The sequence below is a fragment of the Pseudomonas sp. RL_5y_Pfl2_73 genome (assembly GCF_963970515.1).
GTDB lineage: Bacteria > Pseudomonadota > Gammaproteobacteria > Pseudomonadales > Pseudomonadaceae > Aquipseudomonas.
Genome location: NZ_CAXAPD010000025.1, coordinates 1 through 24,890 on the forward strand (window position 1 = coordinate 1; position 24,890 = coordinate 24,890).

At 61.0% G+C, this 24,890-nt stretch carries 26 protein-coding genes; 23 read left to right on the top strand and 3 right to left on the bottom strand.

Features of this window, described 5'->3' with window-relative positions; all coding sequences use genetic code 11:
• Window positions 1-241: hypothetical protein (locus AACY42_RS21595; protein ID WP_339482172.1), on the bottom strand; the 241-nt coding region annotated here is incomplete at its 3' end.
• Here AACY42_RS21595 and AACY42_RS21600 point away from each other — a divergent pair.
• From AACY42_RS21600 to AACY42_RS21620, 5 genes are all read left to right on the top strand, one after another.
• Entirely contained in the window at window positions 240-665 is a 426-nt protein-coding gene (locus tag AACY42_RS21600; RefSeq protein WP_339482174.1) for a hypothetical protein, read from the top strand. The genes AACY42_RS21595 and AACY42_RS21600 overlap by 2 nt on opposite strands.
• A 179-nt stretch (window positions 666-844) precedes the next feature.
• The gene (locus AACY42_RS21605) at window positions 845-1,315 is read left to right on the top strand and encodes a (2Fe-2S)-binding protein (RefSeq protein ID WP_339482175.1); all 471 of its coding nucleotides are present in this window, start codon (window positions 845-847) and stop codon (window positions 1,313-1,315) included.
• Window positions 1,312-3,627: a xanthine dehydrogenase family protein molybdopterin-binding subunit gene (locus tag AACY42_RS21610; protein ID WP_339482177.1), complete on the top strand. Its 2,316-nt coding sequence runs from the start codon at window positions 1,312-1,314 to the stop codon at window positions 3,625-3,627. Before AACY42_RS21605 ends, AACY42_RS21610 begins: the two co-directional genes overlap by 4 nt.
• Window positions 3,627-4,583 (top strand): XdhC family protein, encoded by a 957-nt coding sequence (locus AACY42_RS21615; protein ID WP_339482179.1) that lies wholly within the window; start codon window positions 3,627-3,629, stop codon window positions 4,581-4,583. The genes AACY42_RS21610 and AACY42_RS21615 overlap by 1 nt, the downstream gene beginning before the upstream one ends.
• Before the next feature lie 35 nt (window positions 4,584-4,618).
• Window positions 4,619-5,209, top strand: coding sequence for a nucleotidyltransferase family protein (locus tag AACY42_RS21620; RefSeq protein WP_339482181.1), 591 nt, complete (start codon window positions 4,619-4,621; stop codon window positions 5,207-5,209).
• A gap of 183 nt (window positions 5,210-5,392) precedes the next feature.
• On the opposite strand, the gene rne is transcribed toward AACY42_RS21620, so the two are convergent.
• Window positions 5,393-8,581: a ribonuclease E gene (gene rne / locus AACY42_RS21625; RefSeq protein WP_339482183.1), complete on the bottom strand. Its 3,189-nt coding sequence runs from the start codon at window positions 8,579-8,581 to the stop codon at window positions 5,393-5,395.
• Window positions 8,582-9,279: 698 nt separating this feature from the next.
• On the opposite strand from rne, the gene rluC reads away from it, so the two are divergent.
• From rluC to AACY42_RS21640, 3 genes are read left to right on the top strand one after another with little or no spacing between them, the layout of a single operon-like run.
• Entirely contained in the window at window positions 9,280-10,236 is a 957-nt protein-coding gene (rluC, locus tag AACY42_RS21630) for a 23S rRNA pseudouridine(955/2504/2580) synthase RluC (RefSeq protein ID WP_339482184.1), read from the top strand.
• Complete coding sequence (locus tag AACY42_RS21635; RefSeq protein WP_339482185.1) at window positions 10,226-10,888, top strand: HAD-IIIA family hydrolase; 663 nt, start codon at window positions 10,226-10,228, stop codon at window positions 10,886-10,888. The genes rluC and AACY42_RS21635 overlap by 11 nt, the downstream gene beginning before the upstream one ends.
• Window positions 10,889-10,908: 20 nt before the next feature.
• Window positions 10,909-11,898: a S49 family peptidase gene (locus AACY42_RS21640; RefSeq protein ID WP_339482187.1), complete on the top strand. Its 990-nt coding sequence runs from the start codon at window positions 10,909-10,911 to the stop codon at window positions 11,896-11,898.
• A 53-nt stretch (window positions 11,899-11,951) separates the two neighbouring features.
• Here AACY42_RS21640 and AACY42_RS21645 read toward each other — a convergent pair whose 3' ends face one another.
• Window positions 11,952-12,530 (bottom strand): Maf family protein, encoded by a 579-nt coding sequence (locus tag AACY42_RS21645; RefSeq protein ID WP_339482188.1) that lies wholly within the window; start codon window positions 12,528-12,530, stop codon window positions 11,952-11,954.
• 105 nt (window positions 12,531-12,635) lie between these two features.
• On the opposite strand from AACY42_RS21645, the gene AACY42_RS21650 reads away from it, so the two are divergent.
• The 15 genes from AACY42_RS21650 to AACY42_RS21720 all read left to right on the top strand — a co-directional run bounded on the left by AACY42_RS21650 (window position 12,636) and on the right by AACY42_RS21720 (window position 24,859).
• Window positions 12,636-13,163 carry a YceD family protein gene (locus tag AACY42_RS21650; protein WP_003204262.1) on the top strand — a complete coding sequence of 176 codons (528 nt, stop codon included), beginning with the start codon at window positions 12,636-12,638 and terminating at the stop codon, window positions 13,161-13,163.
• Window positions 13,164-13,176: 13 nt separating this feature from the next.
• On the top strand, window positions 13,177-13,359 hold the full coding sequence (gene rpmF, locus AACY42_RS21655) for a 50S ribosomal protein L32 (protein ID WP_003179396.1): 183 nt from the start codon (window positions 13,177-13,179) through the stop codon (window positions 13,357-13,359).
• Between the two features lie 4 nt (window positions 13,360-13,363).
• Entirely contained in the window at window positions 13,364-14,374 is a 1,011-nt protein-coding gene (gene plsX / locus AACY42_RS21660) for a phosphate acyltransferase PlsX (protein ID WP_339482189.1), read from the top strand.
• 123 nt (window positions 14,375-14,497) lie between these two features.
• The gene (gene fabD, locus AACY42_RS21665) at window positions 14,498-15,436 is read left to right on the top strand and encodes an ACP S-malonyltransferase (protein ID WP_339482191.1); all 939 of its coding nucleotides are present in this window, start codon (window positions 14,498-14,500) and stop codon (window positions 15,434-15,436) included.
• 15 nt (window positions 15,437-15,451) lie between these two features.
• Entirely contained in the window at window positions 15,452-16,195 is a 744-nt protein-coding gene (gene fabG, locus AACY42_RS21670; protein ID WP_339482193.1) for a 3-oxoacyl-ACP reductase FabG, read from the top strand.
• Window positions 16,196-16,386: 191 nt separating this feature from the next.
• Window positions 16,387-16,623 carry an acyl carrier protein gene (gene acpP / locus AACY42_RS21675; protein ID WP_339482194.1) on the top strand — a complete coding sequence of 79 codons (237 nt, stop codon included), beginning with the start codon at window positions 16,387-16,389 and terminating at the stop codon, window positions 16,621-16,623.
• A gap of 108 nt (window positions 16,624-16,731) precedes the next feature.
• Window positions 16,732-17,976, top strand: a complete 1,245-nt coding sequence (gene fabF / locus AACY42_RS21680) for a beta-ketoacyl-ACP synthase II (protein ID WP_339482196.1) — start codon at window positions 16,732-16,734, stop codon at window positions 17,974-17,976.
• Window positions 17,976-18,791 (top strand): aminodeoxychorismate lyase, encoded by an 816-nt coding sequence (pabC, locus tag AACY42_RS21685; protein ID WP_339482197.1) that lies wholly within the window; start codon window positions 17,976-17,978, stop codon window positions 18,789-18,791. Before fabF ends, pabC begins: the two co-directional genes overlap by 1 nt.
• 3 nt (window positions 18,792-18,794) lie before the next feature.
• Window positions 18,795-19,904: an endolytic transglycosylase MltG gene (mltG, locus tag AACY42_RS21690; RefSeq protein ID WP_339482198.1), complete on the top strand. Its 1,110-nt coding sequence runs from the start codon at window positions 18,795-18,797 to the stop codon at window positions 19,902-19,904.
• Between the two features lie 20 nt (window positions 19,905-19,924).
• Window positions 19,925-20,557: a dTMP kinase gene (tmk, locus tag AACY42_RS21695; RefSeq protein WP_339482199.1), complete on the top strand. Its 633-nt coding sequence runs from the start codon at window positions 19,925-19,927 to the stop codon at window positions 20,555-20,557.
• Window positions 20,550-21,536 carry a DNA polymerase III subunit delta' gene (locus tag AACY42_RS21700; RefSeq protein WP_339482200.1) on the top strand — a complete coding sequence of 329 codons (987 nt, stop codon included), beginning with the start codon at window positions 20,550-20,552 and terminating at the stop codon, window positions 21,534-21,536. The genes tmk and AACY42_RS21700 overlap by 8 nt, the downstream gene beginning before the upstream one ends.
• A 32-nt stretch (window positions 21,537-21,568) precedes the next feature.
• Window positions 21,569-21,925, top strand: a complete 357-nt coding sequence (locus AACY42_RS21705) for a PilZ domain-containing protein (protein ID WP_339482202.1) — start codon at window positions 21,569-21,571, stop codon at window positions 21,923-21,925.
• 11 nt (window positions 21,926-21,936) lie between these two features.
• On the top strand, window positions 21,937-22,731 hold the full coding sequence (locus AACY42_RS21710) for a TatD family hydrolase (protein ID WP_339482203.1): 795 nt from the start codon (window positions 21,937-21,939) through the stop codon (window positions 22,729-22,731).
• 384 nt (window positions 22,732-23,115) lie between these two features.
• Entirely contained in the window at window positions 23,116-23,754 is a 639-nt protein-coding gene (locus tag AACY42_RS21715; RefSeq protein WP_339482204.1) for a TetR/AcrR family transcriptional regulator, read from the top strand.
• Between the two features lie 136 nt (window positions 23,755-23,890).
• Window positions 23,891-24,859 (top strand): GTP 3',8-cyclase MoaA, encoded by a 969-nt coding sequence (locus AACY42_RS21720; protein WP_339482205.1) that lies wholly within the window; start codon window positions 23,891-23,893, stop codon window positions 24,857-24,859.
• Window positions 24,860-24,890 lie beyond the last annotated feature (31 nt).

The following is a 24,890-nucleotide window of genomic DNA, read 5'->3' on the forward strand; positions in this document are numbered from 1 at the left end:
GTTTGAAGCCCTTCGGTGTCGGCGGTGGCGGCAGCGGGTACAGGCTGAAATGCGCGCCCTGGTTGAGCAGGTCGGTGGCCGCCAGGTCGCGCTCGGTGCAGGTGAATTCGATGCGGTAATGGTAGGGCCGGCTCAGGTGTTCTTCGCCGGCGAAGGCCAGGACGTCGAGACGGGCCTTGAGGTTGTAGACGCTGAGGGTGTGGCGGCTGTGGTCGAAGAAGGTTGGGCGCTGGTCAGGCATGCTGATCACTCCAACGGTGTCCCATCGCTTGTTTCAGCGAGGGGGACAAAACCTTGTCAGCGTTGTTTTGATTGAAATCGACTTTGCGTTTTTCAGAACGGTTGGCAGGCATGACTTCCCTTGCTGCCTGCGTCTTTGCGCAGGGATTGGTTTTTCAAGGGTGGTCAGCGTGAATCAGCTCAAAGGATGGTTCCATCTTTTCGCATCGGGTTCGGCGACGTTTGGGACGCTTCCTATAGGGGAAGGGCGCAATTTCTTAGGAAACGACCCACATGGAGTTAATTTGCCTACAGAAATAAGCGGGGGAGGGAACGGGGTATTGGGTCGTGAGGGTATTTTGCTTGGGGTAGAACTCGGCATCAAAACGCCCTGCACACTCTGCACACAAGCATTTGTGCAGGATTGTGCAGGGCGTTTTGCGTGATCCTGGGTTAATTTAGCCTCCTAACGATGCGACCATCGCTTCCTAAAGGCCCGATGCAGACGCCTGCGTGCGCCGGCATAAGAGAGTCCGATCAGCCTGAGTCAGTCTGCGACAACCGAACCGTCAACCCGGCGGCAGATTGCTCGACCCCATAACTCGATCACTATGCGGGCGTGCCCATGATTACCCTGAAACTCAATGGAAAAGACCATCAACTGGATGTGACAGAGGACATGCCGCTGCTGTGGGCTATCCGGGATGTGGCCGGTTACAACGGCACCAAATTCGGCTGCGGCATGGGCCTGTGCGGCGCCTGCACCATCCACATCGACGGCGCCCCGGCGCGCAGTTGCATCACGCCCATCGGCTCGGTGAAAGGGCAGGACATCAGCACCATCGATGCGCTGCACACTGACCCGGTCGGGCAGATCGTCCAGCAGGCCTGGCTCGAGACCGCCGTGGCCCAGTGCGGTTACTGCCAGGGCGGGCAGATCATGTCCGCCACCGCTTTGCTCAAGACCAACCCCAACCCGAGCGATGAGCAGATCGAAGAAGCCATGGTCGGCAACATCTGCCGCTGCGGTACGTACAACCGGATCAAGACCGCGATCCGCCAAGCCTCCACTCACCTGACGGAGGTCAAGGCATGAGTCGCTTGCCCGATGATTTCGTGCTGAGCAACCTCAGCCGCCGTGGTTTCCTCAGGGGCGCGAGCGCCACCGGTGTGCTGGTGCTGGCGGCCACGTGGGGCCTGCCCGATGCCTTTGCCGAGGAAAAGAAATTCGGCGCCGAGGGCATGCCCCATGGCGCGGTCGACGACCCGAAGGTGTACGTCAGCATTGCCGCCGATGGCAGCGTGACCGTGATCTGCAACCGTTCGGAAATGGGCCAGGGTGTGCGCACCAGCCTGAGCATGGTCGTGGCCGATGAGCTGGAGGCCGACTGGGCGCGTGTGAAGGTGCAACAGGCGCCGGCCGATGAGGCGCGCTTCGGCAACCAGGACACCGACGGCTCGCGCAGCATGCGTCATTGGTACGAGCCGATGCGCCGATGCGGTGCCGCTGCGCGGACCCTGCTGGAACTGGCCGCCGCTGCGCAGTGGAAGGTGCCGGTGAGTGAATGCCGTGCGCAACTGCACAAAGTGCTGCACCAGCCTTCGGGGCGTGAACTGGGCTATGGCGAGTTGGCCGCTGCTGCCAGTACCTTGCCGGTGCCGGGGCGTGACAGCTTGCGCCTCAAGTCGCCTTCGGAGTTCCGCTACATCGGCAAGGAGGCGAGCCGGGCCATCGATGGCGCAGACATCGTCAACGGTCGTGCCGTGTTTGGTGCAGATGTGCATTTCGACGGCATGCTCTATGCGGTCATCGCGCGTCCCCCGGTCTATGGTGGCAAGGTCAAGAGCGTGGACAGCAGCGCGGCGCTGAAAGTACCGGGCGTGGTCAAGGTGGTGCAGATCGAAGGGCGCCCGCTGCCCTCGGAATTCCAGCCGTTGGGCGGCGTGGCGGTGGTGGCGAAGAACACCTGGGCGGCGATCAAGGGCCGCGAAGCGTTGAAAATCCAATGGGACGATGGCCCGAATGCCGGTTATGACTCCATTGCCTATCGCAAGGAGCTGGAAGCGGCGGCCCTCAAGCCCGGAAAAGTCGTGCGCAGCAGCGGCGACCTCGACGATGCGCTGGCCAAGGCCGACTCGACCCTGGAAGCGGCGTATTACTTGCCGCACCTGTCCCAATCACCGATGGAACCGATGGTTGCCGTCGCCCGGTTCAAGGACGGCCAATGCGAGGCCTGGGCACCGAGCCAGGCCCCGCAGGTGACCCGTGAACGTGTCGCTGAACGCCTGGGCATTCCTTTCGAGAAGGTCACGGTGAACATCACGTTGCTGGGCGGCGGTTTCGGACGCAAGTCCAAACCCGACTTTGTCGTCGAAGCGGCCGTGCTCGCCAAGGAGTTTCCAGGCCAGCCGATACGGGTGCAATGGACCCGTGAAGACGACATCCATCATTCGTATTTCCACACCGTGTCGGCCGAATACCTCAAGGCCGGCCTGAACCAGGACGGTATGCCGTCCGGCTGGTTGCACCGCACCGTAGCGCCGAGCATCACCGCACTGTTTGCGCCGGGCATGACCCATGAGGCGCCGTTCGAAATAGGCATGGGCGTGACCAACATGGCCTACGCCATCCCCAATCTGCGCCTGGAGAATCCCGAAGCGGTGGCCCATGCCCGGGTGGGGTGGTATCGCTCGGTGTCGAACATCCCCCATGGTTTCGCGATCCAGAGTTTCATCGATGAACTGGCCCACAAGGCCGGCCAGGATCCGCTGAAGTACCAAGTCAAATTGCTCGGGCCGGACCGTAAGATCGATCCGCGTACCTTGAGCGAAGAGTGGAACTATGGCGAATCCCCCGAGCGTTATCCGATTGATACGGCACGGATCCGCACCGTGCTGGAAACCGCTGCGAAGGCCGCCGGTTGGGGGCGGGAGCTGCCCAAGGGCCGTGGCCTGGGGTTGGCGGTGCACTACAGCTTCGTCACTTACGTGGCGGCGGTGATCGAGGTGGAGGTCAAGGACGACGGCACGGTGATCGTGCACAAGGCGGACATCGCCGTGGATTGCGGTCCGCAGATCAATCCCGAACGCATCCGTTCCCAGTTCGAGGGCGCCTGTGTCATGGGCCTGGGCAATGCCATGGTCGGTGAAATCAGCTTCAAGGACGGCAAGGTGCAGCAGGACAATTTCCATATGTACGAAGTGGCGCGCATGTCCCTGGCGCCCAAGGAAGTGGCGGTGCATCTGGTCACGCCGCCAGGCGAGGTGCCGTTGGGCGGTGTTGGCGAGCCGGGTGTGCCGCCGATTGCGCCGGCGCTGTGCAACGCGATTTTCGCCGCCACCGGTAAGCGTATTCGTAGCCTGCCCGTGCGCTATCAGCTGCAGGGCTGGCAGCAGGCGAAGGCCTGATGGACAGCGTTGATCTGAACGTCCTGCGCAGCGTGCTTGAGTGGCGCCGCGCCGGGCAGCGGGTGGTGCTGTTCACTGTGGTCCAGACCTGGGGCACCGCGCCAAGGCCGCCGGGGGCGATGCTGGCCCTGCGCGAAGATGGCGTGGTGATTGGTTCGGTGTCGGGAGGTTGTGTCGAGGATGACCTGATCGCTCGGCTGCACGACGGTCGCATTCCGGCGGACGGTCCGTCGGTGCAACTGATCACCTATGGCGTCACCCGCGAAGAGGCGGCGCGCTTCGGCCTGCCGTGCGGCGGCACCCTGCGTCTGACCGAAGAGCGGGTGGGCGACCCACACTGGGTCGCGCAATTGCTGGAACGCTGCGAGGCCCATGAGATTGTTGCTCGTGAGCTGACAGTCGCCAGCGGCAACGTGGTCCTGACCCCGGCCAGCAAGACCGACGCCCTGGTGTTCGATGGGCAGGTCCTGCGGGCCATATACGGTCCGCGTTGGCGGCTGCTGCTGATCGGCGCCGGGCAACTGTCGCGCTACGTGGCGCAAATGGCCCGGTTGCTGGACTTCGAAGTGCTGATTTGCGATCCGCGCAAGGAGTTTGTCTATGGTTGGGAAGAGCTGCATGGCCGCTTCGTCTCGGGGATGCCCGACGAAGCGGTGTTGAGCATCCAGACCGATGAGCGCACCGCGATTGTGGCCTTGACCCATGACCCACGTCTGGATGACATGGCGCTGCTTACGGCCCTGGACTCCAAGGCTTTTTATGTCGGTGCCCTGGGGTCGCGGGTCAACAGCCAGAAGCGCCGGGACAACCTGGTTCAGCTAGGCTTGTCAGCAGAGGCTATTGAACGCTTGCATGGACCGATCGGCTTGCACATCGGCAGCCACACCCCGGCGGAAATCGCCTTGTCGCTGCTGGCCGAAATCGTGGCCATCAAGAATGGCGTTGAACTGCGGTAGAAAAAGCCGCTGTAAGGCGTGGGCAAGGAGGGTGTATGAGCGAGTCGATTGGCGTGATCATTCTGGCGGCCGGATCGGGCAGCCGTTTCCGCCGTATTGCAGGGCCGGACAAGGATAAACTGCTGGCTGATTGCACCGGGCGTGACGGTGCTGTGCGGTCGGTGATCGAACAGGTGCTGGTGAATCTGCCAACCGCCCTGGAAAAGCGTGTGCTGGTGACGAGCAAGGACCGGCCGCAAGCCGTTCGCATGGCCCAGGCCTACGGCTGCGATTTCGTGGAACTGGACTCGCCCGGTTTGGGCGACAGCATCGCCGCTGGCGTCGAGGCCTGCCCGGATCTTGATGGCTGGTTGATAGTGCTGGGCGACATGCCCTTCATCCTGCCGTCGAGCATCGAGCAGGTGGTGGCGGGGATCCGCGCGAACGGCATCAGCGTGCCGGTGCTTGCAGGAGAGTACGGGCATCCGGTGGGGTTCGGTCGTGGGTTTGGGCCGAAACTGATGGCATTGACCGGGGATCGGGGAGGCAAGGCATTGTTTGTCGGAGCGCACGTGGTCGAAGTGTCGGTGGATGACCCAGGCGTGACGTGGGATGTCGATGTGCCAGAGGCACTGGTCTTCAAATAGAAGGTGGCGCAGAACTTTGTGGGAGCTGGCATTCAACACTGATGCAAGCTGGCCCGACGCCTTCGCGAGCAAGCCCGACATATAAGTCTGGTGCCCGATTCCAGACCCGCTGTGGATGAGTATGAAGGCATAAAAAAGCCCCGCCTGGCATGACCAGGCGGGGCTTTTTACTGGGCGGTGGAATCAGGCGTGAGGTTTAGGCTCGTGCTCTTTTTCCAGGGCTTCAGTGTGACGCGGCGCGACTTCTTCAGCGGTGTGCTGAGGTTCGTCGAATGCCGGAGCCGATTCAGCCGGGGTCTCAGCGACCGGGGCAGGGGCTGCCTCGACGACTTCTTCCACGACGGGAGCGGGCTCGGCAGCAGGCGCTTGAGCGGCAGCTTGTTCGGCTTCCTTCTGCAGACGCTCGGTTTCGCGCTTGCGACGACGCACTTCACGCGGATCGTTCGGCGCGCGGCCGTTCGCGGTCAGGGCGCTGGCAGGTGCAGGCGCTTCAACCGAAGCAGGTGCTTCGACAACCACGGGTACTTCGACCACTGGAGCAGGCTCGACCACTTCTGGCTCGACCGTTGCCACTGGCTCTGGTGTCGGCTCAGGCTCGACAACAGGTGCTGGCGCGGCTGGCTCGGCGGTCCAGTTGAATGCAGTCTGCTCCTCGCGAGCAGGCTCAGCTGCCTTTTCCTCGGTCGATGCTTCGAAGGCCGGCTCAGCGGCTACCACTGGCTGCTCGACGGTCGGTGCAGGCTCGGCGACGACTTCAGTTTCAGCTGCCTGGGCTTCATGGGTCGGGGCGACTTCCACTTCTGGCGAAGCAGTGGCTTCTACCGGGGTAGTGGCTTCGACCACCGGAGCTTCGGCAACCGGCGCGCTTTCCACCGTAGAGGTAGCGCGTTCGGCCTGTTCGTGAGCCTGGGCTTCGGCCGGGGCGCTGATTGAGCTGCTGGCAACGGCCGCAGTCACGGCCAGGCCGGCGGCGAGGTCGGCAGCGCTTGGCGCTTCGGCGTTCTCGGTGGACTCGGATTCTTCCGAACCTTCGATCACGTTGCCGTTGGCGTCGCGCTGACGCTCACGACGGTTGCTGCGACGACGCTGGCCACGGGAGCGGCGGCGTGGACGATCGCCTTCGGCGGTGTCCTGGCCGTCTTCCTGCAACTGCTCTTCGGCGTTCAGCACTTCTTCTTCGCTGGCAGCGGCGGCTGCCTGCTCGGCGCGTGGCTGGCGCTCTTCACGTGGCGGACGTGGTGCGCGTTCTTCACGAGGCGGGCGGGCCGGACGCTCTTCAGCGGTGGCGGCAGCAGCGGCCGGGGCGGCATCCAGTGGCTCGCGCAGTTCGCGAACACGTTCTTCACGCTCGCCACGTGGCTTGCGGTCTTCACGCGGTGCGCGCGGCTGGCGTTCTTCACGCGGCGGACGCGGTGCGCGTTCTTCGCGGGCTACGGCTGGCGCTTCCTCACGGGCTTCGCGTGGCTGGCGTTCTTCACGTGGCTCACGTGGCGCACGCTCTTCACGCGGTGCACGTTCTTCGCGAGGTTTGCGTTCTTCGTCGCGACGACCGTTGCGGTTGCGGGTCTGCTGGCGACCGTTACGGCGTTCTTCGTTGCGGGCCGGACGCTCGGTTGCGGCAGGCTTGGCGACGGCGGCTGGGGCCTCGGGTTCTTCCTTGGTGGCGAACAGGCTGACCAGCGACTTCACCAGACCTTTGAACAGGCTTGGTTCTGGTGCAGCGGCCGGGGCGGCAACCGGAGCGGCCACTTCGGTCGGAACCGGAGCATTGGCGCGGGCCGGAGCGGTCTTGACCGCTGCTTCCTGGCGAACCAGGGTGCGAGTGGCGGCGGCGGGCTGGACTTCTTCCACTTCGGCAGCGGCAGCAGCGATTTCGTAGCTGGACTGGTTGGTGTGGGCTTCCGGGCTGTCATCGCGCAGGCGCTGCACTTCGAAGTGCGGTGTCTCGAGGTGATCGTTCGGCAGGATGACGATACGGGCGCGGGTGCGCAGTTCGATCTTGGTGATCGAGTTGCGTTTTTCGTTGAGCAGGAATGCGGCCACCGGGATCGGCACCTGGGCGCGAACTTCGGCGGTGCGGTCTTTCAGGGCTTCTTCTTCGATCAGGCGCAGGATCGCCAGGGACAGCGACTCGACGTCACGGATGATGCCAGTGCCGTTGCAACGCGGGCAAACGATGCCGCTGCTTTCGCCCAGGGACGGACGCAGGCGCTGACGGGACATTTCCAGCAGGCCGAAGCGCGAGATGCGACCGACCTGTACGCGGGCGCGGTCGGCTTCCAGGCATTCACGGACCTTTTCTTCCACGGCGCGCTGGTTCTTGGCCGGCGTCATGTCGATGAAGTCGATGACGATCAGGCCGCCAATGTCGCGCAGGCGCAACTGACGGGCAATTTCCTCGGCCGCTTCCAGGTTGGTCTGCAAGGCGGTTTCTTCGATGTCGCTGCCTTTGGTGGCGCGGGCCGAGTTGATGTCGATGGACACCAGGGCTTCGGTCGGGTCGATGACGATGGAGCCGCCGGACGGCAGTTCGACGACGCGCTGGAAGGCGGTCTCGATCTGGCTTTCGATCTGGAAACGGTTGAACAGCGGAACGCTGTCTTCGTAGAGTTTGATCTTGCTGGCGTACTGCGGCATCACCTGGCGAATGAAGGTCAGGGCTTCGTCCTGGGCTTCGACGCTGTCGATCAGCACTTCGCCGATGTCCTGGCGCAGGTAATCGCGGATGGCGCGGATGATCACGTTGCTTTCCTGGTAGATCAGGAACGGCGCGGAGCGATCCAGCGAGGCTTCTTTGATGGCGGTCCACAGTTGCAGCAGGTAGTCGAGGTCCCACTGCATTTCTTCGCTGCTGCGGCCCAGGCCGGCAGTGCGCACGATCAGGCCCATGTCAGCCGGGGCAACCAGGCCGTTCAGGGCTTCACGCAGTTCGTTGCGCTCTTCGCCTTCGATGCGGCGGGAAATGCCACCGGCGCGCGGATTGTTCGGCATCAGGACCAGGTAACGGCCGGCCAGGCTGATGAAGGTGGTCAGGGCGGCGCCCTTGTTGCCACGTTCTTCTTTTTCGACCTGAACGATGACTTCCTGGCCTTCGCTCAGGACGTCCTTGATGTTGACGCGGCCTTCAGGGGCCTTCTTGAAGTATTCGCGGGAGATTTCTTTGAGGGGCAGGAAGCCGTGGCGCTCGGAGCCGAAATCGACAAAGGCAGCCTCAAGGCTTGGTTCGATGCGAGTAATCCGGCCTTTATAGATGTTGGCCTTCTTCTGCTCGCGTGCACCGGATTCGATATCCAGGTCGTAGAGGCGCTGGCCGTCTACCAGTGCAACACGCAACTCTTCGGGTTGAGTTGCGTTAATCAGCATTCTTTTCATGTAGTACCGTCGGTTTCCGGGCTGCCGGAAACGGCGTTCGGCACACACGACTTCTCACGGTCGGTGTCAGGTGCGTCCTGGAGATGGCAAGGCCACTCCAGTGTCCAGCGAGTTCGACCCAATGATGGCGAAGTCGCGACGGACGCGTCCTGCTTGCTGGTACTCAAGCACTCAGTCAGGAGGAGGAATCAACCGGCGCCTGTGGACGAGATGAAGCGTCTATATATAAGCCTAGTGCTACACAGTCCGACGGTTGTACATCTCCACCCTACACGTATCCCTGATAATTCGGGTGCTGCCGCGCGCAGAATCCGCAGCGGGTTGGCATTTACCGTGAGCTCCGGAAGGGGAGGTCACGCATCATGGCTAATTTAGGCGTTGTTTCCGAAGTATTCGCTCGGGGTCGTCCGCAGCTGACTGCACTTTGTGAACTGGCCGTGAATGTGGCGCGCAAGGCGAGTCAAAACTCTGCTTTGCGGCGTATTTCAGGCCTCATGTCACCTGCGCTCGTTACACCTGAAAACTCTACCGTTCGTAGCGAAAGCCCCGTAGGACGGCCTCTCGTCCTCGTGAATTGCGTTGGTCAGGGCCGGTTTTTGACCGTTAGTCCACTGTCCAGCCACTTTTGGCGGCGTTCGCGACTATAGCAGCAATGATTAAGTGCTTCAATTCCATAAAAAATTGTTATGATCGCCGCCATGACAACTACTGCCCCTTCGACCCCTGGCGTTCAACTGCTCGAGGTCTCGCCGGAATATGCCGGCCAACGAATCGATAATTTCCTGCTGGCCCGGCTCAAAGGCGTGCCCAAGACCTTGATCTACCGCATTGTGCGCAAAGGCGAAGTGCGGGTGAACAAAGGTCGGATCAAGCCCGAGTACAAGCTGCAGGCCGGTGATGTCGTGCGCGTGCCACCGGTTCGCGTGCCCGAGCGCGATGAGCCGGTGCCTCTGGCCCAGGGGCTGCTGCAGCGCCTTGAAGCGTCAATTGTCTATGAAGACAAGGCCTTGATCGTGATCAACAAGCCCGCGGGCATTGCAGTTCACGGTGGCAGCGGCCTGAATTTCGGTGTGATCGAAGCCTTTCGTCAATTGCGTCCGGACGCCAAGGAGCTGGAACTGGTCCATCGCCTCGATCGTGACACCTCCGGCCTGCTGATGATCGCCAAGAAACGCAGTATGTTGCGTCACCTGCATGAGCAGTTGCGCGGCGACGGCGTTGACAAACGCTACATGGCGTTGGTGCGTGGCCGCTGGGAAACCTCCATCAAGCAAGTCCGTGCGCCGTTGCTCAAGAGCAACCTGCGTTCCGGCGAGCGCATGGTCGAAGTCAACGAAGAGGGCAAGGAGGCGCTGACGGTATTCAAGGTGCTGCGTCGTTTCGATGATTTTGCAACGCTGGTCGAGGCCAAGCCGGTGACCGGGCGTACTCACCAGATCCGTGTCCACACCTTGCATGCCGGGCATTGCATTGCCGGTGACAGCAAATACGGCGATGATGATTTCACCAAGGAAATCCGCGACCTGGGCGGCAAACGTCTGTTTCTCCATGCTTACATGCTGACTGTGCCGCTGCCCGATGGTGGTGAGCTGAAATTGCAAGCCCCAGTGGATGACATGTGGGCCAAGACCGTGGAGCGGTTGAGTGCATCCTGATTACAAGCTGCTGATCTTCGATTGGGACGGCACTCTTGCCAATTCCATTGGTCGGATCGTGGAGTCGATGCATGTCGCGTCGGATCGCTCGGGTTTTGCCCGGTGCGATGATTTTGCGGTGAAGGGCATTATCGGCCTGGGGTTACCGGAAGCGATTCGCAGTTTGTACCCGGAGATTGACGATGATGAGTTGGTGAGTTTTCGCCAGCATTATGCTGATCACTACATTGCGCTAGAGGCCGAACCTTCTCCGTTGTTCGAGGGCGTGGTTCATACCCTTGAAACCTTGAAGGGCGAGGGTTATCGCTTGGCGGTCGCGACCGGCAAGGCTCGCCGCGGGTTGGATCGGGTATTGAGGGCCCATGGTTGGGACGATTACTTCGACATTACCTGCGCCGCCGATGAGACGGCCAGCAAGCCGCATCCGCTGATGCTTGAGCAGATACTGGCTCATTGTGAGATGCGGCCTGCGCAGGCATTGATGGTGGGGGATTCCTCGTTCGATTTGCAGATGGCGCGCAATGCCGGCATGGGGTCGGTGGCTGTGAGCTATGGTGCGCAGTCTATCGAGGCGCTCAAGGCGTTCGAGCCGCGACTGGCGATTGATCATTTTCCTGAATTGCACGCCTGGCTGAGCCAGCGCGCCGATTAAAGTCTGTTGAGGATGCATGTATGACCGATGAATGGAAGGCACCGGCCAAAGCGAGCGCTGACAGCGGTGACGATAAAAGCTGGAAACTGCTGGAAAAGACCCTGCTGGCCGGGGTAGAGGAGCAGCGTCGTGCGCGCCGCTGGGGGATCTTCTTCAAGTGCCTGGTCTTTATCTATCTGTTTTTCGGCTTGGCGATGATCTTCCAGGCGCTTGATGGTAAGAAGGGGCCAGGAGGTGGTGAGGCTTATACGGCGGTTATCGACGTCGAGGGCATGATTGCCGACAAGGAAGCGGCCAGCGCCGACAACATCATCGGCAGTCTGCGGGCCGCATTCGAAGATTCGAAGGTCAAGGGCGTGGTGCTGCGCATCAACAGTCCGGGTGGCAGCCCGGTGCAGGCCGGCTATGTCTATGACGAAATCGTCCGCTTGCGTGCGGCGCATCCGGATATCAAGGTCTATGCGGTGATTTCCGATCTCGGCGCCTCCGGTGCCTATTACATTGCCAGTGCGGCGGACCAGATCTACGCCGACAAGGCCAGCCTGGTGGGGTCCATTGGCGTGACGGCGGCCGGTTATGGCTTCGTTGAGACGTTGGGCAAGCTTGGGGTGGAGCGGCGGGTCTATACCGCGGGTGAGCACAAATCCTTCCTTGATCCGTTCCAGCCGCAAAAGCCCGAGGAGACGGTGTTCTGGCAGGGCGTGCTCGACACTACCCATAAGCAGTTCATCGCCAGCGTCAAGAAAGGGCGGGGCGAGCGGCTGAAAGACAAGGAGCATCCGGAGCTGTTCTCCGGGTTGGTCTGGTCGGGCGAGCAGGCGTTGCCACTGGGCTTGATCGATGGCCTGGGTAGCGCCAGTTCGGTGGCTCGGGACGTGATTGGCGAGAAGGAGTTGGTGGACTTCACCATTGAAGAGTCGCCGATCGATCGTTTCTCGAAAAAACTGGGCGCCAGCATCGCCAAGCATCTGGCGATGTGGATGGGGTTCCAGGGGCCGACGTTGCGCTGATTGTCTTGAGGCCTTCCGTGTAGGAGGGCCGGCACTGCTCTCTGTGGCGAGAGTTAGGGTATCTGCACGCCCTCGTCCAGCAACATATCCACAAGGCGAATCAGTGGCAGGCCGATCAGGCTGGTGGCGTCTGGCCCTTCGGTGCTCTGGAACAGGCTTACGCCTAGCCCCTCGGCCTTGAAGCTGCCGGCGCAGTCGTAGGGTTGCTCGGCGCGCAAGTAGCGCTCGATGCGCTCTGAGGTCAGGATGCGCATCGTGACGGTAAATGGAATGCAGTCGACCTGGTAGTCGCCAGTCTTGCTGTTGAGCAGTGCCAGGCCGGTCAGGAACGTGACCTTGGTGCCGCTGGCAGCCAGCAGTTGTTTGCGCGCGTTCTCGAGGGTGTGAGGCTTGCCCAGGATGCGTTCGCCGAGCACGGCGACCTGGTCTGAACCGATGATCAGGTGCGCCGGGTAGTTGTCGGCCAGTGCCAGGGCTTTTTCTCGGGCCAGGCGCTTGACCAGTTCGTGGGCGGGCTCGCCGGGGCGATGGCTTTCGTCGATGTCGGGTGAGCTGCAGGCGAACGGCAGCCCCAGGCGGGCAAGCAATTCCCGGCGATAGACCGAGCTTGAGGCAAGTAATAAAGGCAGCATGGGCGGCTCCAAGAGGTAGGGGTGAATTCTAGCGAGGCGCGCAAGTGACGGACAGGGCTGAATTTCCTTTGACATGGCTGGGGGCATCCCTATAATGCTGCGCCTATGTTGAATGACCCGATTCCACCTCACGTTGACCCGCGCAAATTGGCTGACCGTGGCACCACCCTTCAAGGTGAACTGCTGCTGGCCGATTTGAAGAGACTCTGCGACCCGCTTTCCGACGATGTCGGTACGGTCCAGGCCAAATTCGTTTTTGAACGAGATGAACGTAAATCTGTGGTTATCCACAGCTTTATCGACACTGAAGTCAAAATGGTTTGCCAGCGTTGTCTTGAGCTGGTCACCCTGCCGATCCACAGCGAATGCAGTTACGCCGTGGTGAAGGAGGGTGCGAATACCCAGTCGTTGCCGAAAGGTTATGACGTGCTGGAACTGGGCGAAGATCCATTGGATCTGCAGTCACTGATCGAGGAGGAGCTTCTGCTCGCCTTGCCCATTGTGCCTGCTCATCATCCGGAAGAATGCCAGCAGCCGGCGGGAGCAGATGAGCCCGAACCGAGCGAGGACGAGGTAACGCGGTCCAACCCGTTCAGTGTATTGGCGCAGTTAAAGCGTGACCCAAACGTTTAGGAGTTAATCAATTATGGCTGTTCAGCAGAACAAAAAATCCCGCTCTGCCCGTGACATGCGCCGTTCGCACGACGCTCTCGAGGCTAGCACCCTGTCTGTAGAAAAAACCACTGGTGAAGTTCACCTGCGTCACCACGTATCGCCAGAAGGCGTATACCGTGGCCGTAAAGTGATCGACAAGGGCGCCGACGAGTAATCACTTGTCCGCTCAAGTCATCGCGATTGACGCAATGGGCGGGGACTTCGGTCCCCGCAGCATTGTTCAGGCCAGCCTTGCTTGTCTGAATGCTACGCCCTCGCTGCACCTGACCCTCGTCGGTCAACCCTCCCTCCTAGAAGAAATGCTCAGCGGCCAATCGGCTGTGGATCGTGCGCGCCTGACCATTGCTCCGGCGTCCGAAATCATCACCATGGACGATAAGCCTGCCCAGGCCCTGCGCGGCAAGCCTGACGCCTCGATGCGGGTAGCCCTTGAGCTGTTGCGCGATGGTAAGGTCCAGGCATGCGTCAGTGCTGGCAACACCGGTGCGTTGATGGCGCTGTCGCGCTACATGCTCAAGACCTTGCCGGGTATCGATCGGCCAGCGATGGTGGCGGCGATTCCGACTCAGCGTGGGTTTTGTCAGCTGCTCGACCTGGGGGCCAACGTCGATTGCAGTGCCGAACATTTGCTGCAGTTTGCGGTGATGGGCTCGGTCGCGGCGCAAACCCTGGGCATCGCGCGCCCTCGTGTGGCGTTGCTAAATATCGGCACCGAAGACATCAAGGGCAACCAGCAGGTCAAACTGGCGGCTGCGTTGCTGCAGGGCGCGCGGGGCATTAACTACATCGGTTTCGTTGAAGGCGATGGCTTGTACCGTGGCGAGGCTGATGTGGTGGTGTGCGATGGTTTTGTTGGCAATATCCTGCTCAAGTCTAGCGAAGGCCTGGCGACCATGATCGGCCAGCGTATCGAGACCTTGTTCAAGCAGAGCTTCGCCTCGCGGGTAGTCGGCGCCTTGGCGCTGCCTTTGATGCGTCGGTTGCAGGCCGATCTGGCGCCGGCGCGGCACAACGGTGCGAGTTTCCTCGGATTGCAGGGGATTGTGATCAAGAGCCATGGTTCGGCGGGCGTGCAGGGTTTCCAGAGCGCGATCAACCGGGCAGTGATCGAGATCCAGGAAAACCTGCCGGAGCGCCTGCACGGTCGCCTCGAGGATTTGTTAACTTAGGTGTTTTCGTCCGAGAATGCTTAAATGTGACCGGTCGGTTCAACCCGCCATCCAATTCTCAGTTTCCTAGCGCCCCCAGGGGCGTCAATTTTTGACGACAAGATCATTAGGGGCTTTGTTTTCATGTCTGCTTCCCTCGCATTCGTCTTTCCAGGACAGGGCTCGCAGTCCCTCGGCATGCTGGCCGAGCTGGGCGCGCAATACCCGCTGATCCTCGAAACATTCAAAGAAGCTTCCGATGCGCTCGGCTATGACCTCTGGGCGCTGACCCAGCAAGGGCCGGAAGAGCGCCTTAATCAAACCGATAAAACCCAGCCAGCGATCCTGACTGCCTCGATCGCATTGTGGCGTCTGTGGCTGGCTGAAGGCGGCGCGCGTCCGGCATTCGTCGCCGGTCATAGCCTGGGCGAATACAGCGCCCTCGTAGCCGCTGGCAGCCTGAGCCTGGGCGACGCGGTAAAGCTGGTGGAGCGTCGTGGCCAGTTGATGCAGGAAGCGGTTCCGGCCGGGCAGGGCGGCATGGCCGCGATCCTCGGCCTGGAAGATGCCGATGTGCTGGCCGCCTGTGCCGAGGCGGCGCAAGGCGACGTGGTCAGTGCGGTGAACTTCAACTCCCCGGGCCAAGTGGTCATCGCCGGTGCCAAGGCCGCTGTCGAGCGCGCCATCGAGGGTTGCAAGGCCCGTGGCGCCAAGCGCGCCATGCCGTTGCCGGTCAGCGTGCCGTCGCACTGCGAACTGATGCGTCCAGCTGCCGAGCGCTTTGCCGAGTCCATCGCTGCCATCGACTGGCAGGTCCCGCAGATTCCCGTGGTGCAGAACGTCAGCGCCAACGTGGCGCCGGACCTCGAGACCCTCAAGCGTGATCTGCTGGAGCAACTCTACAAGCCGGTTCGCTGGGTCGAATCGGTGCAGACCCTGGCGGCCAAGGGCGCGACCGAGCTGGTCGAATGCGGCCCTGGCAAAGTGCTGGCAGGCCTGAACAAACGCTGCGCCGAAGGCGTGTCGACTTCCAACCTCAACACCCCAGACGCCTTCGCTGCCGCCCGTGCAGCGCAGGCCTGAACAGGAGAAGCTTGCATGAGTCTGCAAGGTAAAGTTGCACTGGTGACCGGTGCAAGCCGTGGCATCGGCCAGGCCATCGCCCTGGAACTGGGTCGTCAAGGCGCCATCGTTATCGGCACCGCGACTTCCGCTTCGGGCGCCGAGCGTATCGCTGCGACCCTGAAGGAAAACGGCATCCAAGGCACCGGCCTTGAGCTGAATGTCACCAGCGACGAATCCGTTGCGGCGGTACTGGCAAACATTCAGGAACAGTTCGGTGCGCCGGCGATCCTGGTCAATAATGCCGGTATCACCCGCGATAACCTGATGATGCGCATGAAAGATGACGAATGGTTCGACGTGATCGACACCAACCTGAACAGTCTGTACCGGCTGTCCAAGGGCGTTTTGCGTGGCATGACCAAGGCTCGCTGGGGTCGAATTATCAGTATCGGTTCGGTTGTGGGTGCCATGGGCAACGCAGGCCAAGTAAACTATGCTGCGGCGAAGGCCGGTCTGGAAGGTTTCAGTCGTGCGCTGGCGCGTGAAGTGGGTTCGCGCTCGATTACGGTAAACTCGGTTGCACCGGGTTTCATCGACACCGACATGACCCGTGAACTGCCAGAAGCACAGCGTGAAGCCTTGTTGACGCAGATTCCGCTGGGTCGTCTGGGGCAAGCTCAAGAAATCGCGTCCGTGGTCGCTTTTCTTGCGTCGGATGGTGCGGCATACGTGACCGGGGCTACAATCCCGGTAAACGGCGGGATGTACATGAGTTAAATGTGACGGACTGCTTCAAAAAAATGTCATACGAGCTGTCTAAAATCCGTTATAAAGCTGCAATCAATTTATAGACGGCGGGCCGCAGGGTTTGAGGAGTGAAGCTTTCGGTTGAAAAACCGAAAAGTTCTTCTATACACTTACCCACCGGCCAGCTGCCTGAATTTGTCCATTAGGAGTGAAAACAAGGTATGAGCACCATCGAAGAGCGCGTCAAGAAAATCGTTGCCGAGCAACTGGGCGTTAAAGAAGAAGAAGTTGTGAACAGCGCTTCCTTCGTTGAAGACCTGGGTGCCGACTCCCTTGACACTGTTGAGCTGGTGATGGCTCTGGAAGAGGAATTCGAGACCGAGATTCCTGACGAAGAAGCTGAAAAGATCACTACTGTACAAGCTGCTATCGACTACGTTACCAGCCACCAGGGGTAATCGTTTTTAGTCGTCGCTAGCTGTCATGGAAAAACCGCACTGCCATCACGGCGTGCGGTTTTTTCTTTAGGCCTGATACAACGTCGTCATTAGAAAAAGGAGAGTGCTGTGTCGCGTAGACGCGTCGTAGTCACCGGTATGGGTATGTTGTCGCCACTGGGCACGGATGTGCCAAGCAGTTGGCAGGGCATTCTGGCTGGCCGCAGTGGCATTGGTCTGATCGAACACACCGACCTTTCTGCCTATTCCACCCGTTTTGGCGGCTCGGTAAAGGGCTTCAATGTCGAGGAATACCTGTCGGTCAAGGAAGCTCGCAAGCTTGACCTGTTCATTCAATACGGCCTGGCAGCCGGTTTCCAGGCCGTGCGCAACGCCGGGTTGGAGGTCACCGACGCCAACCGTGAACGCATCGGCGTGGCCATGGGGTCGGGTATTGGCGGCTTGACCAATATAGAAGAAACCAGCCGTACGCTGCACGAATCGGGGCCACGACGGATTTCTCCGTTCTTTGTGCCGGGCTCGATCATCAACATGATTTCCGGTTTCCTGTCCATCCACCTAGGTGCCCAGGGCCCCAACTACGCGATTGCCACGGCGTGCACCACCGGTACCCACTGCATCGGCATGGCCGCGCGCAACATCATGTACGACGAAGCTGACGTGATGATTGCCGGTGGCGCCGAGATGGCGGCTTGTGGTCTGGGCATGGGTGGCTTTGGCGCTTCCCGTGCGCTGTCGACCCGCAACGACGAGCCCGCCCGCGCGAGTCGGCCGTGGGACAAGGGCCGCGATGGCTTCGTGTTGTCCGACGGTGCCGGTGCGCTGGTGCTCGAGGAACTGGAGCACGCCAAGGCGCGTGGCGCGACCATCTATGCCGAGCTGATCGGCTTTGGCACCAGTGGCGATGCGTACCACATGACGTCGCCACCGGCCGATGGCGCCGGTGCTGCCCGTTGCATCGCCAACGCCTTGCGTGATGCGAAACTCAACGGCGAGCAGGTGCAGTACATCAACGCCCACGGAACTTCGACCCCGACCGGTGACTTGGCCGAGGCCCAGGCAATCAAGACCGTGTTCGGCGAGCACGCGTACAAGTTGGCGGTCAGTTCCACCAAGTCCATGACCGGTCACCTGCTGGGTGCGGCAGGGGCGGTGGAAGCGATCTTCAGTGTCCTGGCGATCAACAGCCAGACAGCGCCGCCGACCATCAACCTCGATGAGCCGGACGAAGGCTGCGACTTGGACTTCGTGCCGCACACTGCCCGCAGCATGGACATCGATGTGGTGCTGTCCAACTCCTTCGGCTTTGGCGGGACCAACGGTTCGCTAGTGTTCCGCCGGTTCGCCGGTTGATGGAAAGCTGGGTCGACGGTCTGCCGGCCGACGTCCTGTCGCTGAAAGATCGTGGCCTGGCTTACGGCGATGGGTTGTTCGAGACTCTCGCCGTGCACGATGGCGGGCCAGTGTTGCTGGACCGTCATCTGCAACGCCTGGAAGCCGGTTGCCGGCGGTTGGCGCTCAACGTCGACATGATCGCGTTGAGCAGCGAGCTGAATGCCTATGCCCGGAGCCTGGGCGCCGGCGTGTTGAAGCTGATCGTGACCCGTGGCGACAGTCTGCGCGGTTATGCCGCAGATCCCTCGACCCCGGCCCGACGCATCCTGCAAGGGAACCCACCAGCTGCTTATCCCGACGCCTATGCCGAACAAGGCGTTCTTCTGTTTCCCTGCCGCGTGCGGTTGTCCGAGCAGCCCTTGCTCGCCGGCCTCAAGCACCTCAATCGTCTGGAACAAGTGCTGGCTCGTGCCGAGTGGAGCGATGGGCAGTACGCCGAAGGCCTGATGCTGGATACGTCCGGGCGGGTGATCGAAGGTGTGTTCAGCAACCTGTTCCTGGTGCGCGATGGCGTGTTGTTCACGGCGGACCTGAGCCGTTGCGGCGTGGCCGGCGTGATGCGTGCAGAGTTATTGTTTCAAGCCAAGTCCCAAGGCATCGCCACGCAAATCACGGACATCAGTCTCGAACAGTTGCACCAGGCTGATGAAGTCTTCGTCTGCAACAGCGTTTATGGCGTGTGGCCGGTACGTGGATGCGGTTCTGCGCGCTGGTCGGTTGGCCCGCTCACCCGTAAACTGCAAACCCCTGCCCGTGCGCTATTGGATGTTTGATTCGTGAGACGTAAATTTTTGCTGCTGCTGGAGACTGGACTGGTTCTGGCAGGGCTGTTGTTGGGGGCTTCGGCCTGGAAGATTCATTCGGCGCTGCAACAACCGCTGAACATCACCCAGGAAGAATTGCTGGACGTGCCCAACGGGACCACCCCGACCGGAACCTTCAAGCGCCTCGAAGCCGATGGCCTGATCAAGGACGCCTTCTGGCTACGGATCTATTGGCGTTTGAATCTCGCCGGTCAGCCACTGCATTCCGGTGAGTATCGGATGGTGCCGGGCATGACCATGGAAGGCCTGATCGGCGTCTGGAAACGCGGAGAAGTGGTGCAGTACAGCGTGACGCTGGTAGAGGGCTGGAATTTCCGTCAGGTGCGCGCCGCGCTGACCAAGGATGAAAAACTCCAGCAGACCCTCACTGGCCTGAGCGATAGTCAGGTCATGGACCGTCTTGGTTACTCCGGGATATTTCCCGAAGGCCGGTTCTTCCCGGACACCTATCGCTTCGTGCGCGGCACCTCGGATGTCGACCTGCTGAAAAAAGCCTACGACCGCTTGGAAGACGTGCTCGCCAAGGAGTGGGCACAGCGTGCCGCCGAGGTGCCTTACACCCAGCCGTATCAGGCGCTGATCATGGCGTCGTTGGTGGAGAAGGAAACCGGTGTGCCCCAGGAGCGGGCGCAGATTGCCGGCGTCTTTGTGCGGCGCATGCGCCTGGGCATGCTGCTGCAGACCGATCCCACGGTGATCTATGGTCTGGGCGAGCGCTACACCGGCAAACTCACCCGCGCCCATTTGAAAGAAGAAAACCCCTACAACACCTACCTGATCCCGGGCTTGCCGCCGACGCCGATTGCGATGGTGGGACGCGAAGCGATTCATGCGGCATTGAACCCGGCGTCGGGCAATAGCCTTTATTTCGTCGCGCGCGGTGATGGCAGCCACGTGTTTTCCGATGACTTGGAGTCGCACAACCACGCGGTGCGCGAATTCCAACTCAAGCGCCGTGCCGATTACCGCTCCAGTCCGGCCCCGGCAACGCCGGACGAGCAGGTGCCGCCCGAGCAATCTGCTCCCGAGCCGAATGCCAGCGAGCTGCCAAGCTCGCAATGAACGTTGATAAAGGATCGCCTGTGACTGGCTTGTTTATAACGCTGGAAGGCCCGGAGGGTGCTGGCAAGAGCACTAACCGCGAATACCTGGCCGAACGCCTGCGGGCCGCCGGCATCGAGGTGGTGTTGACCCGCGAACCGGGCGGTACACCGCTGGCCGAGCGAATTCGCGAGGTACTGCTGGCGCCCATTGACGAGGTCATGAACCCCGACACCGAGCTGTTGCTGGTGTTCGCAGCCAGGGCACAGCATCTGGCCGAGGTGATTCGCCCGGCGCTGGCCCGTGGCGCGGTGGTGCTCTGCGATCGCTTTACCGATTCGACCTATGCCTATCAGGGTGGCGGCCGAGGCTTGTCCGTGGAGCGCATCGCCGCGTTGGAAACATTCGTCCAGGGTGACCTGCGGCCAGACTTGACCCTGGTGTTCGACCTGCCGGTGGAAATCGGCCTGGCCCGCGCCAGTGCCCGTGGTCGGCTCGATCGTTTCGAGCTTGAGGGCCAGGCTTTCTTCAACGCCGTGCGCAGTGCCTTCCTGAGTCGCGCCAAGGCCGATCCGGCACGTTACCTGCTGATCGATGCCGCGCAACCGCTGACCCAGGTCCAACAGTCCCTGGACGGTTTGCTGCCGCGTTTACTGGAGCGTGTCCGTGGCTGAAGCCTATCCCTGGCAGGACGGTCTCTGGCAGCAACTGGCCGGTCGTGCCCAGCATGCCCATGCCTATCTGTTGCATGGCCCGGCCGGCATCGGCAAGCGGGCACTGGCCGAGCGCCTGATGGCCAGCCTGCTGTGCCAGCGTCCGGGTGTCTCGAATGCCTGCGGCGAGTGCAAGTCCTGTCTGCTGCTCAAGGCGGGCAGCCATCCCGACAATTACGTGCTGGAACCGGAAGAGGCGGACAAGGCGATCAAGGTCGATCAGGTTCGGGACCTGGTCAGCTTCGTGGTCCAGACATCACAGATGGGCGGGCGCAAGGTGGTGCTGATCGAGCCGGTCGAGTCGATGAACATCAATGCCGCCAACGCCTTGCTCAAAAGTCTGGAAGAGCCTTCCGGCGATACCGTGCTGCTGCTGGTCAGCCACCAGCCCAGTCGCTTGCTGCCGACCATCAAGAGTCGCTGCGTGCAACAGGCCTGCCCACTGCCGAGCGAGGCGATGAGCCTGCAGTGGCTGGCCCAGGCCTTACCTGACAGCAGCGATGAAGAGCGTGTCGAGTTGCTGACCCTGGCGGCCGGCTCGCCCCTGGCGGCTGTCAGCCTGCAGGCCCAGGGCGTGCGGGAGCAGCGGGCCTTGGTGGTGGACGGGGTCAAGAAACTGCTCAAGCAGCAGCAATCCCCCACGCAACTGGCCGAGGGTTGGAACCCGATCCCGTTGCTCTTGCTGTTTGACTGGTTCTGCGACTGGTCGAGCCTGATCCTGCGTTACCAATTGACCGAGGACGAGGCCGGCCTGGGGTTGGCGGACATGCGTAAGGTGGTCCAGTACCTGGCGCAAAAAAGCAGCCAGGATAAAATCTTGAACATTCAGGACTGGATTCTTGCCCAACGTCAGAAGGTGCTGGGCAAAGCGAACCTCAATCGGGTGTTGTTGCTCGAGGCGCTGTTGGTGCAGTGGGCGAGTTTGCCTGGTCGAAACTGACTAGACTCAGCTCAATCGCAGCGGAGATCAGTATGAACGAACCTGTCAGTCCCGGACCCCGCAACGGCATCCTGTCCCTGACTATCAAGGACAAGTCGGTGCTTTACGCCGCCTACATGCCCTTCATCAAGAATGGCGGCCTATTCATTCCCACCAACAAGAATTATCGCTTGGGCGATGAAGTGTTCATGCTCTTGAGCCTGATGGATGAAGCGGAAAAGATTCCAGTCGCCGGCAAGGTGATCTGGATGACGCCCAAAGGCGCCCAGGGCAACCGGGCCGCCGGCGTGGGTGTGCAATTCAGCGACGGCGACAACTCAGCCCGCAATCAGATCGAAACCCACTTGGCCGGCTCCCTGCAGTCCGACCGTTCCACTCATACGATGTAGCCCGGCCTTTTATGCTTGTAGATTCCCATTGTCACCTTGACCGTCTCGACCTCGCTGCCCATGGCGGTTCCCTGGATGCTGCGCTGGACGCGGCCCGTGAACGGGGCGTTGGTCATTTCTTGTGCATCGGCGTCAGCGTCGACAACGCCGCCGACGTCAAGGCTCTGGCCGAACGTTATGCCGATGTCGATTGCTCGGTCGGTGTCCACCCGCTGGATGTCCAACCCGACGCTGCGCCTGCGCTCGATTGGCTGCTGCGTGAGCTGGACCATCCACGGGTCGTCGCCATCGGCGAAACCGGCTTGGACTATCACTACGAACCGGAAGCCGCCGACGTGCAGCAGGCGTCGTTCCGGCTGCACCTGGAGGCCGCCCGGAAAACCGGCAAGCCGGTGATCATCCACACTCGTGGCGCCCGGGCCGACACCCTGGCCTTGCTGCGTGACGCCGCGCTGCCCCAGGCGGGGGTGCTGCATTGCTTCACCGAAGACTGGGACATGGCCAAGGCCGCCCTGGACATGGGTTATTACATTTCCTTGTCCGGGATTGTCACGTTCCGCAATGCTGATGCATTGCGCGACGTTGCCAGCAAAGTGCCGGCTGATCGGTTGTTGGTGGAGACCGACTCGCCTTACCTGGCGCCCATTCCCTATCGTGGCAAGCCGAACCTTCCGCAATACGTACGGGAAGTGGCAGAGTTTCTGGCGATGCTGCGCGGTGAGTCCTACGAGCGATTGGCCGAGCAGACGACGGAAAATTTTAAGCAATTGTTTCCACTGGCTCACGTGCGTTCGGTGCAAGCCTGAATTCCATGCAAAAAAAACCCGGGTTCTGGGGGGTGAATCCGGGTTAAGACCATTAGGAGTAAAACAAAGGCACGCGGTCCGTTGGTACCTTTATCGTCGCGTCACTTGGGGGAGATGTCGCGCCGACAGTTCAAGTATTGATCAGTATGCCAACCCGTCCAGTCTGGTCGGGGCGGTTTTTAAACAAATTTGGAATACGCCTGCTTCGGATAAGTTCTCACTGTCGCCAAAGCTTGCAGGTGCGGCACATTGGCGTGAGAAACGGCGAGCCGGGTGTGTACGGTTTTGTGAAGAACAGTGGCCGGGAACGGATGATCCGTGCATTTTTGCGTAAGTTAGGCATAATACCCGGCTTCGAATTTTGACCCTTCAGACCTTTTTCTTATGCACAAAGAACCCCGTAAGGTCCGTGAGTTTCGCCGCCGCGAGCAGGAAATTCTCGACATCGCGCTCAAGTTGTTCCTCGACCAGGGTGAAGACAGTGTCACCGTCGAGATGATTGCGGATGCCGTGGGTATCGGCAAAGGCACGATTTACAAACATTTCAAATCCAAGGCAGAGATCTACCTGCGCCTGATGCTCGACTACGAGCGTGATTTGAACGAGCTGCTGCATTCGGCCGATGTGGACAAGGACAAGGAGGCGCTGTCCCGGGCCTACTTCGAGTTCCGCATGCGCGATCCGCAGCGCTACCGCTTGTTCGATCGCTTGGAAGAGAAGGTGGTGAAGGGCAACCAGGTGCCGGAGATGGTCGAGGAGTTGCACAAGATCCGTGCTTCGAACTTCGAACGCCTGACCCTGCTGATCAAGGGCCGGATCAGCGAAGGCAAGCTCGAAGACGTGCCGCCTTATTTCCATTACTGCGCTGCCTGGGCGCTGGTGCACGGCGCGGTGGCGCTGTATCACTCGCCGTTCTGGAGCAACGTGCTGGAAGACCAGGAAGGTTTCTTCCAGTTCCTGATGGACATTGGCGTGCGCATGGGCAACAAGCGCAAACGCGATACCGACGTCCCGAACAACTGACATCCAGATGCCTTATTGCGCCATGTCCGCTTACATGGCGCAGTGCCCCAGGAATATACTCAGGCTTGGGTCTTGCGAAATCTTGATTTCTAGGTCAGTTTTCGCAAGTCCGATTTTTCTCGTGCCGGAGTGATCCATGATCGTTGATCGTCAAGGCAGGCGTTTCCGTAATCTGCGGATCAGCCTGACCTCCGCCTGCAATTACGCCTGTACCTACTGCGTGCCTGACGGCAAGCGGTTGGTGGCTGCGCAGGATGAACTGTCGGCCGAGGCCATGGCGCGTGGCGTAGCCTATTTGATCGAAGCCGCCGGCATCGAGCGGCTGCGTATCACGGGCGGCGAACCGTTGGTCAGCCCCAAGCTCGAGCGTTTCATGATGGCGGTGGGGCAGATGGGCCTGGAGGACATCAGCCTGACCACCAATGGCCAGTTGCTGGCGAAAAAACTACCCTTGCTGGTAGATGCCGGTATCCGTCGCATCAACGTTTCCCTCGACACCCTGGACCCCGCCGCGTTTCGCAGTATCGCCCGTGGCGGCGACCTGGCGACCGTGCTCGACGGCATGGAACAGGCCCGGGCCGCCGGGATGAAGATCAAGGTCAACATGGTGCCGTTGCGCGGGCAGAACCTGGACCAGGTGATGCCTTTGCTCGAGTACTGCCTGGAACGTGGCTATGAGTTACGTTTCATCGAGTTGATGCGCATGGGACACCTGGCCAGCGACTCCAACGCCTTCCTGCAGCAGTTCGTCAGCCTCCAGCAACTGCTCAGCCTGATCGGCGATCAGTACGAATATCTGCAAGCCGATGCGCCGGTGGATGCTACGGCGGTGCGCTATGAGATACCGGGGCAGGGGCACTTTGGCGTGATCGCCAACGAAAGCGTGCCTTTTTGCCGTACCTGTTCGCGCCTGCGGTTGTCTTCCACGGGCTGGCTGCACGGCTGCCTGTCTTCGAGTAACCGTCACTTCGTCGGCGACCTGTTGGACAAGCCGCGCCACCAGGCATTGCCGGCGCTTCAGCGCTTGTTGGTCAAGGCGCTGGGGGACAAGCAGGAAGTGGCATTCTCCGGCGGCGCAACCATCATGAAAATCATCGGCGGTTGACCGACTCGACCAAGTGCCCTCTGCTGTAGGA

Excerpts from the sequence above, each read along its gene's own strand:
- AACY42_RS21600 (WP_339482174.1), top strand. The coding sequence starts at position 240 with ATGCTGATCACTCCAACGGTGTCCCATCGCTTGTTTCAGCGAGGGGGA.
- AACY42_RS21605 (WP_339482175.1), top strand. The coding sequence starts at position 845 with ATGATTACCCTGAAACTCAATGGAAAAGACCATCAACTGGATGTGACA.
- AACY42_RS21610 (WP_339482177.1), top strand. The coding sequence starts at position 1,312 with ATGAGTCGCTTGCCCGATGATTTCGTGCTGAGCAACCTCAGCCGCCGT.
- AACY42_RS21615 (WP_339482179.1), top strand. The coding sequence starts at position 3,627 with ATGGACAGCGTTGATCTGAACGTCCTGCGCAGCGTGCTTGAGTGGCGC.
- AACY42_RS21620 (WP_339482181.1), top strand. The coding sequence starts at position 4,619 with ATGAGCGAGTCGATTGGCGTGATCATTCTGGCGGCCGGATCGGGCAGC.
- rne (WP_339482183.1), bottom strand. The coding sequence starts at position 8,581 with ATGAAAAGAATGCTGATTAACGCAACTCAACCCGAAGAGTTGCGTGTT.
- rluC (WP_339482184.1), top strand. The coding sequence starts at position 9,280 with ATGACAACTACTGCCCCTTCGACCCCTGGCGTTCAACTGCTCGAGGTC.
- AACY42_RS21640 (WP_339482187.1), top strand. The coding sequence starts at position 10,909 with ATGACCGATGAATGGAAGGCACCGGCCAAAGCGAGCGCTGACAGCGGT.
- AACY42_RS21645 (WP_339482188.1), bottom strand. The coding sequence starts at position 12,530 with ATGCTGCCTTTATTACTTGCCTCAAGCTCGGTCTATCGCCGGGAATTG.
- AACY42_RS21650 (WP_003204262.1), top strand. The coding sequence starts at position 12,636 with ATGTTGAATGACCCGATTCCACCTCACGTTGACCCGCGCAAATTGGCT.
- rpmF (WP_003179396.1), top strand. The coding sequence starts at position 13,177 with ATGGCTGTTCAGCAGAACAAAAAATCCCGCTCTGCCCGTGACATGCGC.
- fabD (WP_339482191.1), top strand. The coding sequence starts at position 14,498 with ATGTCTGCTTCCCTCGCATTCGTCTTTCCAGGACAGGGCTCGCAGTCC.
- fabG (WP_339482193.1), top strand. The coding sequence starts at position 15,452 with ATGAGTCTGCAAGGTAAAGTTGCACTGGTGACCGGTGCAAGCCGTGGC.
- acpP (WP_339482194.1), top strand. The coding sequence starts at position 16,387 with ATGAGCACCATCGAAGAGCGCGTCAAGAAAATCGTTGCCGAGCAACTG.
- pabC (WP_339482197.1), top strand. The coding sequence starts at position 17,976 with ATGGAAAGCTGGGTCGACGGTCTGCCGGCCGACGTCCTGTCGCTGAAA.
- AACY42_RS21705 (WP_339482202.1), top strand. The coding sequence starts at position 21,569 with ATGAACGAACCTGTCAGTCCCGGACCCCGCAACGGCATCCTGTCCCTG.
- AACY42_RS21710 (WP_339482203.1), top strand. The coding sequence starts at position 21,937 with ATGCTTGTAGATTCCCATTGTCACCTTGACCGTCTCGACCTCGCTGCC.
- AACY42_RS21715 (WP_339482204.1), top strand. The coding sequence starts at position 23,116 with ATGCACAAAGAACCCCGTAAGGTCCGTGAGTTTCGCCGCCGCGAGCAG.
- AACY42_RS21720 (WP_339482205.1), top strand. The coding sequence starts at position 23,891 with ATGATCGTTGATCGTCAAGGCAGGCGTTTCCGTAATCTGCGGATCAGC.